General features: G+C 66.4%; 12 protein-coding genes. 8 read left to right on the forward strand and 4 right to left on the reverse strand.

All coding sequences use genetic code 11. The annotated features are described in order from the left end of the window. Positions 1-17 precede the first annotated feature (17 nt). Positions 18-1,175, forward strand: a complete 1,158-nt coding sequence (locus tag ACYVF5_RS03545; protein WP_460943403.1) for an alpha/beta hydrolase family protein — start codon at positions 18-20, stop codon at positions 1,173-1,175. Here the strand turns inward: ACYVF5_RS03545 and ACYVF5_RS03550 are convergent. Continuing rightward, positions 1,130-2,656: a sulfatase-like hydrolase/transferase gene (locus ACYVF5_RS03550; RefSeq protein ID WP_460943405.1), complete on the reverse strand. Its 1,527-nt coding sequence runs from the start codon at positions 2,654-2,656 to the stop codon at positions 1,130-1,132. The genes ACYVF5_RS03545 and ACYVF5_RS03550 overlap by 46 nt on opposite strands. A 98-nt stretch (positions 2,657-2,754) precedes the next feature. On the opposite strand from ACYVF5_RS03550, the gene ACYVF5_RS03555 reads away from it, so the two are divergent. From ACYVF5_RS03555 to ACYVF5_RS03585, 7 genes are read left to right on the forward strand one after another with little or no spacing between them, the layout of a single operon-like run. Beyond that, positions 2,755-4,287 (forward strand): ABC transporter substrate-binding protein, encoded by a 1,533-nt coding sequence (locus ACYVF5_RS03555; protein WP_460943407.1) that lies wholly within the window; start codon positions 2,755-2,757, stop codon positions 4,285-4,287. A 50-nt stretch (positions 4,288-4,337) separates the two neighbouring features. Further along, on the forward strand, positions 4,338-5,729 hold the full coding sequence (locus tag ACYVF5_RS03560; protein WP_460943409.1) for a sulfatase family protein: 1,392 nt from the start codon (positions 4,338-4,340) through the stop codon (positions 5,727-5,729). Next, positions 5,729-6,676 carry an ABC transporter permease gene (locus tag ACYVF5_RS03565; protein WP_460943411.1) on the forward strand — a complete coding sequence of 316 codons (948 nt, stop codon included), beginning with the start codon at positions 5,729-5,731 and terminating at the stop codon, positions 6,674-6,676. The genes ACYVF5_RS03560 and ACYVF5_RS03565 overlap by 1 nt, the downstream gene beginning before the upstream one ends. A 1-nt stretch (position 6,677) precedes the next feature. After that, a complete protein-coding gene (locus ACYVF5_RS03570; protein WP_460943413.1) occupies positions 6,678-7,592 on the forward strand; it encodes an ABC transporter permease in 915 nt (304 codons plus the stop codon). Continuing rightward, a complete protein-coding gene (locus tag ACYVF5_RS03575) occupies positions 7,589-9,220 on the forward strand; it encodes an ABC transporter ATP-binding protein (protein ID WP_460943415.1) in 1,632 nt (543 codons plus the stop codon). The genes ACYVF5_RS03570 and ACYVF5_RS03575 overlap by 4 nt, the downstream gene beginning before the upstream one ends. Next, positions 9,217-9,903, forward strand: a complete 687-nt coding sequence (locus ACYVF5_RS03580) for a TetR/AcrR family transcriptional regulator (RefSeq protein WP_460943417.1) — start codon at positions 9,217-9,219, stop codon at positions 9,901-9,903. The genes ACYVF5_RS03575 and ACYVF5_RS03580 overlap by 4 nt, the downstream gene beginning before the upstream one ends. A 51-nt stretch (positions 9,904-9,954) precedes the next feature. Then, positions 9,955-11,520 (forward strand): arylsulfatase, encoded by a 1,566-nt coding sequence (locus tag ACYVF5_RS03585; RefSeq protein ID WP_460943419.1) that lies wholly within the window; start codon positions 9,955-9,957, stop codon positions 11,518-11,520. Between the two features lie 162 nt (positions 11,521-11,682). On the opposite strand, the gene ACYVF5_RS03590 is transcribed toward ACYVF5_RS03585, so the two are convergent. Genes ACYVF5_RS03590 through ACYVF5_RS03600 form a run of 3 tightly spaced genes read right to left on the reverse strand, consistent with a single transcriptional unit; the run spans position 11,683 to position 15,390 of the window. Continuing rightward, on the reverse strand, positions 11,683-13,104 hold the full coding sequence (locus ACYVF5_RS03590; RefSeq protein ID WP_460943421.1) for a sulfatase family protein: 1,422 nt from the start codon (positions 13,102-13,104) through the stop codon (positions 11,683-11,685). After that, a complete protein-coding gene (locus tag ACYVF5_RS03595; protein ID WP_460943423.1) occupies positions 13,101-14,129 on the reverse strand; it encodes a PfkB family carbohydrate kinase in 1,029 nt (342 codons plus the stop codon). The genes ACYVF5_RS03590 and ACYVF5_RS03595 overlap by 4 nt, the downstream gene beginning before the upstream one ends. A 10-nt stretch (positions 14,130-14,139) precedes the next feature. Then, positions 14,140-15,390, reverse strand: a complete 1,251-nt coding sequence (locus ACYVF5_RS03600; RefSeq protein WP_460943425.1) for an ROK family transcriptional regulator — start codon at positions 15,388-15,390, stop codon at positions 14,140-14,142. Between the last annotated feature and the right edge of the window lie 26 nt (positions 15,391-15,416).

Genomic DNA, 15,416 nt, shown 5'->3' on the forward strand with positions numbered 1-15,416 from the left:
ACCGAGGAATCACAACCATGTTCATGTACTTTCCCACCAACTACGTGTGGAGCCTGACTGTCGTCGCGACGCTCAACAACGGCGGATTCATCGACGAGGTCGACCGGGCGTGCAAGCCCGTGCTCGAGGCCGCGAAGAACGGCGACGACGCCGGAACCGAGGAGCTGTATGCCGCGTGGGTCGCGGTGGCCGACCGGCTGGTCGCCGCGGCTCAGGACGACGAGGCCCGTGGACGTCTCATCGGAGCCTCAGACAAGTACTACAGGTCGAGCCTGTACGTCTCGCAGTCCGAGCGGCTGCAGTCGCCGAGCTGGGAGGGACGCAACGCGGCGTACCAGAAATCGATCGACCTCCTCCGGAAGCACGTGGAGCTGAGCGGCGTCGATGTGGAGTCCGTCGAGATCCCGTTCGAGGATTCGAGTCTTCCCGCCTATCTCATGCGCGCCGAGTCCGCCGACGGCAGGCCGACGCCGGTGATCATCCAGTGGAACGGCCTCGATTCCACAAAAGAGATGATGTACTACTCCGGCTTTCCCACCATGCTCGCCAAGCGCGGTATCTCCACCCTCATGGTGGACACCCCCGGCTCCGGCGAGGCACTCCGCCTGAGGGGCCTCACGGCGCGTCACGACACCGAGGTCTGGGCCGCGGCGTGCATCGATTTTCTGGAGACCGTTCCCGAGGTGGATGCGGAGCGGATCGGGATCGTCGGCTGGTCGCTGGGCGGGTACTACGCTCCGCGCGCGGCGGCGTTCGAGAAGCGGCTCAAGCTCGCCGTGGCATGGGGGGCGAACCACAATTGGGCCGAGGTGCAGCAGGGCCGCCGCAACCGCGAGGGCGAGAACCCCGTTCCGCACTATTGGGAGCACGTCTTCTGGGTGTGGGGCGTCGACAACATCGACGAGTTCATGGAGAAGACGAAAGAGATGCACCTCAACGGGGTCGCAGACAAGATCACCGTCCCTTTTCTGGTGACGCACGGCGTCAACGACCGGCAGATCAACGTGAAGTACGCTCAGCAGAGCTACGATCAAGCGACGTCGAGCAGCCGCCGGGAGCTGCGCCTGTTCGGTGAGCCGGAAGGCGGGACCGAGCACATCTCGATCGACAACCTGCCCTATGTCGCCGGCTATATCGCCGATTGGGTCACCGAGGCCTTCGCGGCGCCCCTCTGAGCCCGATCGCGATTCCCACTGGTCATGGGCTGTGGTGAGCCAGGTCTCGATGACCGGGTGAGGGACGGAACGCGCGCGCTCGCGAGGGCCTCGCCGTGCGCAACGGGGACGGGGATGCGATCGACGGCCTCACGCACGAGGTGGGTCAGCTCTCGCTCGACGTCTGCGTAGCGGGGGTCGCCCGCGAAGTTGGTGCGCTCGGGGGGATCGATCAGGCTGTCGGCGAGAAACAGGTCCGGTTCCTCTGGCGCATTCTCACCCGCCCGTCTGGCGGTCAGGTCGAGACGGTAGCGCACGGTGCGCGCGCACACGCGCTGAGGCCAGCCGCGGCCGTCGTCCCACGCCCCCTCGTCTCGGTTGGGGAACGCGCGACTGGACGACTCGCCGTATCCGATCGCCGAGAGCACCACGCCGGGGGCGTCGTCTCGGAACAGATCGCGGCCGGTGGCTCCCTCGGGACGGCCGAGCGCCGCGAGTCCGGTCAGGGTCACGGCGAGGTCCTCGCTCAGCACGAGATCACCCCGACGCTGCCCGTGCGGAAGCACACCCGGGTACGAGATGATCAACGGCACCCGGTGGCTCTCGGGAGCGAACGTGTGTTTGGCCATGATGCCGTACTCTCCGAGCGACGCTCCATGATCGGTTGAGAGCACAACGATCGTCGACTCCCGCAACCCCGCGCCGTCCAGCGCTTCGACGATGCGCCCGACCTGGTCGTCGAGCCAGGCCACGCAGGCGTGGTAGCGGCGGAACGAGACCTGCAGGTCCTCGTCCGAGAGCTCGGCGCCCCGCGTGAGGCGACCCCATTCACGTTCGAACTCGTTCCCGGAATGGTGAGGCGAGCGCGGCACGGTGAAATCGACATCGTCGTACCGGCTCGCCCACGGCTCTGGCACGACCATCGGCTTATGGGGTTGCACAAAGCTGGCGCGCAGCACGAACGGCCCGTCGGCCTGCGCGAGAGCGGTCGAGACCGACTCCGTGATGCGCTCCGAGACGAGCGCCGCGCCCGCGGGCAGAACCGCTGAGAACACGTGGCCGATCCCGGGCGACCGTCGGATGTCTGCGTCATGCGCCAGCGCCTGCGCCAGCAGTTCCGGCATCCCGGAGCCTGTGTGGTCATCGTGCTGCCACGGAGAACGCCCGCCCGGGAGGTGCTCCTTGCCGTAGTTCGCCGTACGCCACCCCGCCGCCGCAAACGTCTCGGGGAACATCTCGGGAGCCACGAACCCCTCGGGAACGTATCCCTCGTTGTTGAGCACCCCGGAGGCGAGGGGGCTCTGCCCCGAGAGCATGGCGTGGCGGGCGGGGACACACACCGGAGAAGAGGTATACGCACGCTCGAAAAGCACGCCGCTCGCGGCGAGCGCGTCGATATGCGGGGTGGAGATGCCCCGATGCGCGTTTCCGTAGCAGGACAACGCGTCCGCGCGCAGCTCATCCGCCATGATCCACAGAACATTCGGCTTCGCCGTCGACATGTCGTTCACCCTTCTCGAAACCCGTTCTTGCAAAACTTAGCGAGTAGTAGGTAAGTTTACCTCGCACCACCTTCAATGACGAGGAGCGAGAAACAACGATGTTCACACACACACGGCGCACGACGCTGGCATCCGGAATCGCGGCGGGCGTGCTCGCGCTCAGCCTGGCAGGGTGCCAATCCGCTGTCGACCTCGAGGAGTCGCCCTCGGCGACACCCGCAGACGGCGGCACACTGACCATCGCCCAGAGCTCGGATGCCCAGCCGAACAACGTCCAGGCGGGGCGCCTGGGCAACGCCGCGTGGGCGGCGAACGTCTTCGAGACGCTGACCGCCTACGACGCGGACGGCACACCGCAGCCGTTGCTGGCGACGGATTGGACGGTCGCCGACGATCAGATGTCCATCGACATCACGCTGCGCGACGACGTCGCCTTCCACACCGGACGCACGATGACCGCTGAGGATGTGAAGTACTCCGTCGAGCAGTCGGCGCAGTCCCGCGCACAGGTCGGCTACATCGCGAAGATGTTCACGGCTGTCGACGTGGTCAGCGCCACCGAGCTGACGATCCGGTTCTCGCAGCCCATCCCGAACATCTTCGACTTCTTCGAGCAGACGTTCATCCTCGACCAGGAGACCTCCGCGGGCCTCGCCGACGGCACGCAGGTGATCGGCACGGGGGCGTTCCTCTTCGAGAGCTGGTCACCGGGATCCGAGGTCAAGCTCGTCCGCAACGACGACTACTGGGGTGAGAAGCCGCACCTCGACGGCATCGACATCGCCGTCATCACCGACAGCACAGCGATGCTCAACGCCGTGAGAAGCGGCCGCTCGCAGGTCGCCCTCGGCATGAACGCACAAGACGTCCAAACGATCGGCACCAGCACGGGTTACACCATCGTGGACACCGACGGCACGGTGTACCCGCTCGGCATCGACGTCACCCAGGCGCCCTTCGACACCAAGGAGGCACGCCAGGCGGTCAATTACGCCATCGACCGGGAGCGTATCGCTTCTCAGATCTTCGGCGACTCGGCGACCGCCACCTCTCTGTTCTGGTCTGAGACGGCGACGGGGTATCCGTCGGATCTGGACGAGCATTACGCGTACGATCCTGACAAGGCGAAGCAGATGCTCGAGGAATCGGGCGCGGCCGGTGCCGACGTCACGATCTCGGTCATCAGCCTGCCCTCGAACACGAGCGTGGCAGAGATCGTGCGGAACAACCTCGAAGAGGTCGGCCTGAACCCCACCATCAACGCGGTCGAGACCCAGGGCTTCGATCAGCGGCAGATCGCCGGAGACCTCGGTCAGATGTTCATGCCGCTCCACGGGCTGAACGGGCTCGCGCCGATCACGCTGATGAACACGTTGCCGTCTCTGCGCGAGGGCAACCCGTCACATTTCTGGACCGACGAATACGAGCAGCTGCGCAACGAGCTGCTCACCGCAGCGGACGACGAGTACGCCGACGCCCTGCACGCGCTGTCCGAATACATCCTCGACCAAGCCTTCAGCACGAACGTCGTGCGGGTGGACGGGCAGTTCGTCCAGGCATCGTCCGCACACGATCTCGTGTGGACCTCGCGCTCATATCTCGACGCGAAGACCGCGTTCGTCACCGAGTGACCCACGGCGCCCCCTCGACTCGAGGGGGCGCCTCCCCAGGAAGGAGTCCCGTGAACCGCCCCAACGTCCTGCTGGTCGTGGCAGACCAGCACCGCTTCGACTGGCTCGAAGGCTCGGCCGACCTGCCGGTGCGAACACCCAGCATCCGCCGGCTGCAGGAATCCGGCGTCACCTTCCGGCGCGCGACGACACCCGCACCTCTGTGCGCCCCCGCGCGGGCCTGTCTCGCGGCCGGTGTCGGCTACGAGGCCGCCCCTGTTCCCAACAACTTCCACGACCTACCGGCCGACGCCGATACGTATTACCGGGCTCTGCGCGATGAGGGCGGCTACTTCGTCGCGGGCGTCGGCAAGTTCGACCTGCACAAGGCCAGCCTCGATTGGAACCTCGACGGCTCGCGCCTCCTCGGCGAATGGGGTCTGTCGGACGGGATCGACAGCGAGGGCAAGTTCGACTCGCTCTGGTCGACACAGGACGACGCACCCCGCGGGCCGTACATGAGACACCTCTACGACGCAGGCCTCGCCGACAGGCATCGCGCCGACTTCGACCGCCGCAGGTCGGCGCCGTACAGCGACGTGGAGATCAGCCCGCTCCCCGAGGAGTCGTATCTCGACAACTGGATCGCCGGCAACGCCCATGCTCTGCTCGACCGGCGCCCGCCAGGTGCCCCGTGGCACCTCGTGGTGAACTTCGCCGGCCCACACGACCCGATGGACGTGACCGAGGAGATGCGAGACGCCTGGGCCGACACGGACTTTCCCCCGCCGCACGCGCCGGGGGAATTCGACGGCGACCACAATGAGGTGCGCCGCCGCTACGCGGCCATGATCGAGAACATCGACAGTCACCTCGGGACCTTCCTCGACCGGCTGGAGTCCGCCGGTGAGCTCGAGAACACGGTGGTGATCTACACCAGCGACCATGGAGAGATGCTCGGAGACCACGGCATCTGGGGAAAGCAGATCGCGCTCGATCCCAGCATCCGCATCCCGCTGATCGTGAGCGGGCCGATCGTGGCCGAACCCGGCACCACCAGCGACGCGCTCGTGTCTCTGGAGGACGTCGCGGCCACCATCCTCGAGACGGCGGGACTGCCGGTGCCCGAGACGATGACTGCACGGTCGATGCTCGGCGTGCTCGGCGCGAGGACCGAGCGTCATCGCGACTGGGTGGTGTCCGGCCTTGACCGCTCGGAACAAGAGATCCAGTTGGCTGTGAATCACTACGGCGCCAACCGGTGGGTGGCGCTGCGCCGATGGCGCGCGATCACGACCGCCGACGAGAAGCTCATCACGAGCCAGGACCTGCCGCAGCCGTATCTCGTCGATCTCGCCACCGACCCGTTCGAGGAGAACGACGTCTCGGAGCAACGCCCCGAGTCCGTTGCGCGGCTCTCCCGGATGCTCGACGCCTCACGCCAACCGGAGGGCGCTCTCTGATGTTTCGGTTCCTGCTGCGCAAGCTGCCCTCCATCGCGATCGTACTGGTCGCGACGTCGGTGATCGCTTTCCTCCTGCCCCGCTTCGCCCCCGGCGACCCGGCGCAGACCATCGCCGGCTCAGACGCCACACACGACCAGGTGGAGGAGATCCGCCGGTCTCTCGGCCTCGACCAGCCGCTGATCACGCAGTACGTCACGTGGCTGGGCGGTGTGCTGCGCGGCAACCTCGGGATGTCGTACATCTTCAACCGTCCCGTCTCCGAGCTCATTCTCGGAAGACTGGAGAGCACCGTCGAGCTCGCACTGCTCGCCTCCGTCTTTCTCGTCGTCATCGGCCTCGTCCTGGGCATCACCGGGGGCTCCGCCCAGTCGCGTGGCGCGCGATTCGCTGTAGACACCACCAATACGCTGCTGCTGGCCACACCCGGCTTCCTCGCCGGCCTGCTGCTGATCGTGCTGTTCGGCGTCACCTGGCCGATCCTGCCTGTCAGCGGCGAGGTGCCGCTCAGCGAGAACCCGGGAATCGGTATTCAGTATCTGCTGCTTCCCGCCCTCGCGCTCGGGCTCTCCCAGGCGCCATCGGTGTCACGGTTGCTGCAGACGACCATGCGCACAACCCGCGGCGAGGAGTTCGTCGACCTCGCGCGGGCGAAGGGCGCCTCTCCCCGGCGCATCACCTACAGGCACGTGCTGCGCACCAGCCTGGGAGCTGCGGTCGTCGCGATCGGCATCCGCATCGGAGAGCTGTTCGGCGGCGCCATCATCATCGAGGCCATCTTCGCCCGCAACGGTCTGGGGCAGCTGGCGGTGCAGGCGGTCAACTCCCGCGACTACCAGCTCATCCAGATCCTCATCATGGGCGCCGTGCTCATCGCCGTGCTGTCGCAGCTGGTCACAGAGATGATCCTCGCCGCTCTCGACCCCCGAGTCAGATTGGACACGTGAGATGAGCGACAAAACAGACACCTCGGCCGTTCCCGGTCCGCCGTCCACGGAGGCGGTGCGCACCACACAGCGACGTCAGCGCCGGCTCACCCCGAGCGCGACACTGCAGCGCTATCTGTCCGCCTTCCGTCAGCCGCGCGGCATCATCGGCGCCATCGTCCTCGGCGTCCTGGTCATCCTGGCGGTCTTCGCCCCGATGATCTTCCCCGGCGGCTACGACCAGCAGACAGCAGAGGCGTTGCAGGGACCCAGCATGGCGCACCTGTTCGGCACAGACGAGCTGGGGCGTGATCTGCTCGTGCGCACGATCTACGGACTGCGCACCGACTTCTCCATCATCCTCGTCGCCGTGCCCCTCAGCATGGTCCTCGGCACCGCGTTGGGCCTTCTCGGCGCGCTGTCGAAGATCGCAGGCACCATCGTCCAGCGCGTCCTGGACATCATCCTCGGGTTCCCGGGCGTCGTCCTCGGCGTGTGCATCGTGCTGATCATGGGCCCCGGCTGGAGCGCCCTCGTCGTCGCCATCACCATCGGCGGCCTGCCCTTCTTCGGACGTCAGGCACGTGCGGCACTTCTCGAGCAGATGCAGCGCGAGTACGTCACCGCCGCACGAGCGCTCGGCGTGCGCAAGAGCACCATCCTCTGGCGGCACATCCTCCCCAACTCGGTCGACCCGATCCTCGTCGGAGGCGCGATCTTCGTCGTCGTGGCTGTCTTCATCGAAGCCGGTCTGAGCATCATCGGCCTCGGCATCCAGCCCCCCGAGCCCTCGCTCGGCTCGCTTCTGAACGTCGGCATGCGCTTCATCGAACAGGCGCCGATGTACATCCTCGGACCCACGATCGTGCTCATCCTCCTGTCGATGTCGTTCAGTCTCCTGTCTGACGCTCTCAACGAAACGGTGAACCGTAAATGACCACCACCGCCGACACCCAGCCGCTCCTGCGCGTCACCGACCTCGAGGTCACCTTCGACCTGCCTGATGGCCCGCTCAAGGCCGTCGACGGTGTCTCGTTCGACGTGCGCCCCGGCCAGATCCTCGGCATCGTCGGAGAGTCCGGTTCGGGCAAGTCCGTCTCGTCGCGCGCCGTCATGCGGATGCTGCGCCATCCCGGCCACGTCACCGCCGGCCGGATCGAACTGCGCGGACGCGACCTGACCGATCTGACCGAGAAAGAGATGCTGTCGGTCCGCGGAAACCAGATCGCGATGATCTTCCAAGACCCGCAAGCAGCGCTCAACCCCGTTATGCGCATCGGGGATCAGATCACCGAGGCGCTGCGCATCCACGGCGTCGACGGCAGACTCGCCGCGACGCGTTCCGTGGAGCTGCTCGGACAGGTCGGCATCCCCAGCCCGGAGCAGGCGGCGGAGAAGTTCCCCCATCAGTTCTCCGGTGGAATGCGACAGCGCGTCGTCATCGCCATCGCCCTGGCGAACAACCCCTCGCTCCTCATCGCCGACGAGCCCACCACCGCTCTCGACGTGACGATCCAAGCCCAGATCCTCGATCTTCTCCGAAGCCTGCGCGACGAGCTCGGAGTGGCGATCCTGTTCATCACCCACGACATGGGTGTTGTCGCCGAACTGTGCGACGACGTCGTCGTGATGTACCAGGGCAAGATCGTCGAGCGGGGCGACGTGCGCACAGTGCTGTCCTCGCCGCGCGATCCCTACACGATCCGTCTTATGGATGCCATCCCGAGGATGGACGCCCCGCTGCGAGAAGACGCCCCTGTCACCGTCGATCACCCGGTGCTGGAGGTTCGTGCGCTGAAGACCGATGTGAACACCCAGCGTACGAGCCTGTTCCGCAAGCCCACGCCCGTCTTCGCCGTCAACGGGGTCTCCCTTCACGTCGACGCCGGCGAGACCCTGGCGCTCGTGGGCGAGTCCGGGTGCGGAAAATCCACCCTGTCACGAACGATTGTGGGCATCAACGAACCGGCGGAGGGCGAGATCCTCGTTGACGGCCGTTCCATCCACGACCTCTCCTCCGAGGAGCGGCGCGGCGTCACCCGCAGCGTGCAATACGTGTTCCAGGATCCGTACTCGTCGCTGAACCCCCGCCGCACCGCCGGGCAGTCGCTCGACGAGGCGCTCAGGGTCGCCGGAGTCCCGCGCCGCGACATCCGCCGCCGCAGCATCGAGCTGCTCGAGCGCGTCAGCCTCGGGCCAGAGTACCTCGACCGCTACCCGTGGGCGTTCTCCGGCGGCCAGCGCCAGCGCATCGGCATCGCCCGGGCTCTCGCCAGCAGCCCACGGCTGCTGATCCTCGACGAGCCCGTCTCGGCGCTCGACGTGTCGATCCAGGCGCAGATCCTCACGCTGCTCACCCGGCTTCAGGAGGAAGACGACCTGGCCTACCTGTTCATCTCACACGACCTCGCCGTCGTCAGGGAGATCAGCCACCGCGTCGCGGTGATGTACAAAGGTGAGATCGTCGAACACGGAACGACCGAGCAGATCTTCGGCGACGCGCAGCATCCGTACACACGTACGCTGCTCGCGGCCACACCAGACCTCGACAAGGCCATCGCATGAACGGCGCCATCGCAGCCGCTACGGAGGAGAGAACAGTGCAAGACCCGAGCGATCCCCAGCCCCGCACACCGACCCAGGCTCGCGGTGCTGCACGGCGCCGCGAGATCCTCGACACCGCCATGTCACTCTTCTCCAACGGCGGCTTCAACACGGTCAGCCTCGCCGACATCGCCAAAGAGGTCGGGATCACGCAGGCGGGGATCCTGTACCACTTCCCCACAAAAGCAGCCCTTCTGCTCGACGTGCTGAAGGAACGCGAGGCACGCAACCGCGCGTCGCGGAAGGAATATCAGGACGACGGGCTCTCACCTCTGGCGGCATTCATCAAGACGCTCGCAGAAAACGACCGGAACCCCGAGCTGGTTCAGCTGTTCGTCGTCCTCGCCGCCGAGAGCACAGCACAGGAGCACCCAGGACACAACTGGTTCGCCGCCCGCAACGACGAGCTGATGACAACGATGGTCGGGCACGTCAGGCAGACCATCGACGAAGCGAAGCTGCCCGCCGGCGTGGACGCAGAGGTCGTCGCCCGCTGGATGCTCGGGCTCGCACACGGTCTCGGCGCCCAATGGGTGTTCGACACCACAGCCTTCGACCGTGCCGGGCACGTGTCGCTGTTCCTGCGCCTGCTCGAGCCGTACCTGCACAGTCCCGGCGAGGATCCGCCGCCCGCTGGCACCTGACCAGCCACGCACACATACACACACGACTCGCCGTTACGAAGGATTCCCGCCGTGGCACATCAGCCCAACATCATCATCATGCTCGCCGACGATCTCGGCTTCTCGGACATCGCCCCCTTCGGGGGCGAGATCGACACACCCGCTCTGCAGCGCCTCGCCGATCGGGGTGTGCGCATGAGCTCGTACTACGTCACCCCGCGGTGCAGTCCGTCCCGTGCCGCGCTGCTCACCGGCCGCCACCCCCACTCGGTGGGCATCGGGGTGCTCACCACAGACAACCAGCCCCACGGGTACGCCGGGTCCCTGACGACGACGGTCCCGACCCTCGCCGAGCTGCTCTCCGACCGCGGGTACGCGACAGGCCTGTTCGGCAAGTGGCATCTCGCCAGCGAGGTCCGCACGCCGAGCGAGACCTGGCCCACACGCCGAGGGTTCGATGAGTTCCGCGGCATCCTGCCCGGTGCGTCAAGCTTCTATCAGCCGCCGATGATGGAGGGCGAGACCCGCATCCCCCAGGAGGACCTTGCAGAGGACTTCTACTTCACCGACGACATCTCCGAGCACGGGGCTGACTTCATCCGTCGGCGGGCAGAGAACGACGAGCCGTTTTTGCTGTTCCTGACCTACACCGCCCCCCACTGGCCGCTGCACGCCAGAGAAGAGGACGTCGCCAAATACCGCGAGCGGTTCGCCCCCGGCTGGTCCGCCATCAGAGAACAGCGCCTGCGGCGTCTGCGCAGCGAGGGCATCCTCCCCGAGGTCGACCACCTCCCAGAGGGGCAGACGCTTTCGGAATGGCCCGCCGAGAACCGCGACTGGCAGATCGAGCGGATGTCCGTGTACGCCGCGCAGGTGGAGTCCCTCGACCGCGGTGTCGGCCGCATCCTCGATGCCGTCGCCGAGGCGGGGGTCGAGGACGACACCATCGTGCTGTTCTTCTCCGACAACGGCGGCTGCGCAGAGGAGCTGCCCGTCGGAGAGCCCTTCTTCCCACCCGACACCGTGCCGAGGACCACCCGCGGCGGACAACCGGTGGCGTTCGGCAACGACCCGACGGTGATGCCGGGACCCGCCACCACGTACCAGAGTTACGGCCGCGACTGGGCCACCGTCTCGAACACGCCGTTCCGGCTCTGGAAGAGGTGGGTGCACGAGGGAGGGATCTCATCGCCCTTCGTCGTCTCCTGGCCTGGCGGCGGCGTGCCGTCTGGGGGCGGCATCAGCCACGCGGTCGGCCATGTCACCGACATCGTCCCCACCATCATGGACGCACTCGACGCGCCCCATACCGGTGAAGGGTCAAGCCTTCTCAACGTCTGGCGTTCGCCCGCCTCGCGGGGTGCCGAGCGCACGGTGTGCTGGGAGCACATAGGCAATGCGGCAGTGCGGCGGGGACGGTGGAAGCTCGTGCGCGAGTGGAGCGGCCCCTGGGAGCTGTACGACATCGAGGCCGACCGCATCGAATCGCGCGACCTCTCGGCCGAGGAGCCCGAGCTGGTCGAGGAGCTCGCCGCCGAATACGCGGAATGGGCCCAGGCGCACGGTGTGCTCCCCTGGCAGGACGTTCTCGACGACTACGCCGCCCGAGGGATTCCCACCAAGCGGGCCGTCGGCTGACCGACGGGCGACATCAACGGGGAGAGCCTCGTCCCGGTGCTGCGGGGCTCTCCCTCCCCCGACCGCGACCAGGTGGCCAGGGTGTTCCACGAGACGGATACCTCGGCACCCGTGGCGACGAGATCGTTCCGTCTGGCACTCAGGCCGTCAGACGCCCTCCCGTCAGACGCCCTCCGGTCGCGGCTGACTGGGGTGCGGAGTGTCTCCCACGGCCGCCTGAGCACGCCACATCTTGACCTTCAGCTCTTCTCGCTTCTCGGCGTATGCGGGCTCGTGATACACATTGTTGAGCTCGTCTGGGTCGGTTTCGAGGTCATAGAGCTCCCACTCGGGCGGGAAGGTGTAATGCCCTGAGCCGGGTGTGCCCATCCCGTCGTTGTAGAAGTAGATGATCTTGTAGCGGTGGTCGCGGTACCCGTAGTGGGCCAGCACGTGGTGAAACGACGAGTCGTTCTCCCAGTATCGGTAGTAGAGCCCCTCCGCTTGGGGTGCGGGGTCGTCGCCGGTGAGATCGGCGAGGAAGCTCCGGCCCTGCATCCGATCGTGGTGGGGAACTCCCGCGACGTCGAGGATCGTCTGGGCGATGTCGACGTTCGTTGTGATGCCTGTGTAGCGGATGCCGGCCGGAACGGCGCGGGGGTAGCTGAGCACGAACGGCATCCGCAGCGATTCCTCGTACATAAAGCGCTTGTCGAACCATCCGTGGTCACCGAGGAAGAAGCCCTGGTCTGAGGTGTACATCACAAGCGTGTCGTCGAACTCTCCCCGCTCTTCGAGCCAGTCGATGACGCGCCCGACATTGTCGTCGACCGAGGCCACGACGGCCAGATAGTCCTCCATGTATCGCTGGTATTTCCAGACGGCGAGCTGTTCGTAGCTGAGCCCCTCCGGGGGCGCGACCTTCAGGTCTTCTTCACTGAGGTAGTCCGCGATGCGCATCGTCGCATGGTGGGCTGCCGTCGAACGCGTGGCGTAGTCGTCGAAGAACGTCGCGGGCACCGGGATCGGGTCCTTGTAGAGGTCGGCGTGGGCTTCGTCGGGCTCCCACGGGCGGTGCGGCGCCTTGTGGTGGATGAGAAGGCACCAGGGTTGATCGTCGGGAAGGGACTCCACCCAACGCAGCGACATGTCCGTGATCAGGTCGGTGGCGTAGCCCTGCTCGGTTCGAAGGCCCGATTCCGAGAGGAACGTCGGATTGACGTATTCGCCCTGCTCGATGAGCACGTCCCAATAGTCGAAGTTCTGAGGGTTGTGTCCTTCTCCGTCGCCCATATGCCATTTGCCGACGACGGCTGTGGCGTATCCCCGGTCCCGAAGCAAAGACACGAAGGTGGGCTGGCCGCTGTCGAGAGGCGTCGAGAGGGTCAGCACACCGTTGACGTGACTGTATGTTCCGGTGAGGATGGTCGCCCTGCTCGGCGAGCAGATGGAGTTGGTGCAGAAGCAGTTCTCCAGAAGAGCTCCCCTGCTCGCGATCTCGTCGATTCGCGGGGTGGCGTTGACGATGGATCCATACGCGCCGACTGCATGCGAGGCGTGGTCGTCCGTGAGAATGAGCACGATGTTGGGTCTCTTGCCGGTCATGGGGTGAGCTCCTGGTCCTGGACGTTGGTTGATGAGGCTTCGGGCCGGGTGACGAGTTCGGCGACGTGCGACGGCGCGAGACCGAGCTCAGACAGGGTCGGCGGCATCGCGCCGGCGCGGGTGCAGGCGATCGCCGCGGCACGGCTCGCGTGCTGGACGATGTCTCGGAGGTCGGAAATGGTCACCCGTCCGAGACGCTCGTTCGCTCCCTCGCCGACGAAACCGTGCTCGGCCAGCCCGTAGAGCAGTGCCGACGTGAACGAGTCGCCTGCGCCTCGTGTGTCGACGGCGTTGACGGCGATCGCGGGAGCGTCGAACGAGGTGCCTGCGGCGGCCTGACACCACGCTCCAGCGCCCCCGCGGGTGATGACGACGAGGCTTGCGCCCCGGCGCAGCCAGTGTTCGGCGACCTGCTGCGGGCGCGATCCCGGGTAGAGCAGCCGAACGTCTTCCTCGCTGGCTTTGACCACGCCGCTGATCTCGACATACTTCTCGACATCGTCTACGAGAGCCGGGTGTGAGCCCAGGGCGGCGTGGCGGCAGTTCGGGTCGTAGCTGGTCAACGCGCGTTCTCGCGCCGCCTCCGCGAGCGCCAGCACTCGAGGCGCCCCCGGGTGCAGGTGCGCTCCGATCGAGCCGACGTGAACAAGCTCGGCGTCAGCGCATTCGGCGAGGCTGATGGCAGGGTCCCACGACACGGAGAACCCGTGTTCCGCTGCGCCGTCAGCACCGTTGATCGCCCGCACCACATTCGTGCTCTCCCGGGGAAGCATCCGGGCGATGGCGCCGTTGCGCTCGAGGTGTCCGCGCACGATGGCGCCGTTGGCGTCGTCGCCGACCTGCGAGATGAGCGTCACGTGCCGGCCGAGACGGGCGAGGCCGACGGCGACGTTCAGAGGGCTTCCACCGGGAGATGCGACCTGATTGCCGGCCGCGTCACGGATCATCTCGACAAACGATTCACCGACGACGAGGAACCGGGGCAGGACGTGATCTGTCGGACGAGGGGCGTGTGGTGGGTTCATCGATCCTGTCTCACATCGTGCCGGCAGAGAGCGACGAAGGACCGCCTGTTGCGTGCGGCGAGTAGAGCGCGTGAAATGGCAACGACGCGGCGCCGATGGGTCCGGCGTCACCCGTCGCCCCGGCGATCGACACCTCCGGTCGCTGACGCCCGAAGAGAGGGATGCTCGACAGTGCGTCGTCGGTATGGCGCAAGAAGAACTGACCGAACAAGTCAGTGGTCGGCCCGCCGAGCACAATGCGCTCCTGGTCCAGGCTCACGGCTATCTGGGCGATGGTGCGCCCGACGATCGCGAATGCCGCGTCTCCGGCCGCTCGGAGCCACGCGGGCGCGTCAGCCTGGATCAAGGCGGCAGCATCGGCGGGCATCGGAAGATCCAGACCCGGCTCTCTGTGCATCTCGTCCAACCACGCTCGACGAATGAGATGCAACAGGCCACCCGGGGTCGCGTATTGAACAAGACACCCGCGCTGCCCGCACGAACACGCAGGCCCAGAAGGATCGACGACCATGTGCGCGAACTCACCGGCGTTGCCCTGTGAGCCGTGTACCGCGCGTCCCTCCGTGATTGCGCCGATGCCGATTCCCACTCCGAGGTAGACGTAGAGAAGGTTGTCGACTCCACCGGCTGCCCATTGCTCGCCCAGCGCCGCGCTTGTGGCCGTGTTCTCGATCCACACCGGCAGACCGGTCAGCTCAGCCAGCTCCCCACCCACCTGGCGATGATGCCAGTCGCTGAAGTTCGTCGGCTCGAGGATGGATCCGCTTCGCTTGTCGATCGGCCCGGGAACGCTGATCCCCACTCCGGAGAGTTTCGCCGGTTCGGCGTTCGAGTCGTCGAGCAAGGCAGGGATCGCTCGAGCGACGTCTGCCAGGACATCCTCCGGTGAGCGATCGAGGACGTCCAGCTGGTCGCGGCCGAGAACATTCCCGTCGAAAGACGTGAGAACGACAGTCGCCCGCTGACGGTTGAGTTCGACCCCGATGGAGTACGCGGCCAGCGGATTGACCACGAGCGCTCGCGACTGCCGTTGCAGGCCGTCGACGGTGCCCTTCTCCATAAGCAATCCCCGCTCGATGAGTCGCGAGCAGATGACAGACACCGTCTGAAACTCGAGGTCCAACCGGTCGGCGATCCAGGCGCGCGCGACGGGACCGTGATTGCGGACAACGCTCAGGACGAGGGCCTCGTTGTGCCGCTTGACACGCGGGCCGTTCGTTCCCAGCATCACGTTACGGAAGGATTTGTCAGTCTTGGGCATCGCAGATCCGCTCTCGATTTCGGGCA

It is taken from the genome of Okibacterium endophyticum, assembly GCF_054780075.1.